This is a genomic window from Stutzerimonas stutzeri (assembly GCF_000935215.1).
GTDB lineage: Bacteria > Pseudomonadota > Gammaproteobacteria > Pseudomonadales > Pseudomonadaceae > Stutzerimonas.
In genome coordinates, this window is the sequence record NZ_JXXD01000352.1 from 1 (window position 1) to 612 (window position 612).

The window sequence follows — 612 nt, forward strand, 5'->3', positions numbered from 1 at the left end:
TGCGCCGCGTCCAGCGGCGTGCAAGCCTGCATCACCATGAGCTGCCAGCGGATCGTGCCGTAGTCGTTGGCTTGCCAACGGACACGGCACAGAACCGCGTTCGGCAGGAACACGGCGCTGCGCCGCCAGCGGTCGAGCCGGACGATGCGCGCAGGCTCACCGAAGCGCAGATAGAGGTCGAAATGCTGGTCGATGTAGGCCAGCGCCACGCGCGTCAGCGGCGCGCTGGCTGGCTGGCCGGTAGGTGCTGTGAGCGCAGCCGTGGCCGCGCCAGCGGCCGGCGAAGCGGATATGTTCATGGGGTGCTCTCCCTGCGGCTCTCTGGAAACTCGCGCTCCAGCAGGCCGCGCAGCAGGTCGGCCACGGTCACGCCTTGCGTGAAGGCCGACACCTTGATGCGCGCCCGCATGGCGGGCGTGATGTCGAGAGTGAGGCGAGCCGTGTAGAGGTCGCCCTTGCCCAGCGCATCGGCATCACCTTGGCGAATCCACGCCTCGGCGTGTGGATTCGCGGGCGGACGCGCGCCGATGCCGACACGCTTGGCGCGTGGTGGCGGCTTCGCTGTCATGACGGCCACCGCAGCAGTTCATCGACCAGCGCGGTGATTTCACG

2 protein-coding genes are annotated in these 612 nt (G+C 68.8%); both read right to left on the reverse strand.

Translation table 11 applies throughout. The features are described from left to right. Nucleotides 1–299, reverse strand: a 299-nt coding sequence (locus LO50_RS23310; RefSeq protein WP_044316524.1) for a DUF2840 domain-containing protein, incomplete at its 3' end; no start/stop codon positions are given. After that, nucleotides 296–568: a hypothetical protein gene (locus tag LO50_RS23315; protein WP_014703537.1), complete on the reverse strand. Its 273-nt coding sequence runs from the start codon at nucleotides 566–568 to the stop codon at nucleotides 296–298. The genes LO50_RS23315 and LO50_RS23310, both read right to left, overlap by 4 nt. Nucleotides 569–612: the final 44 nt, after the last annotated feature.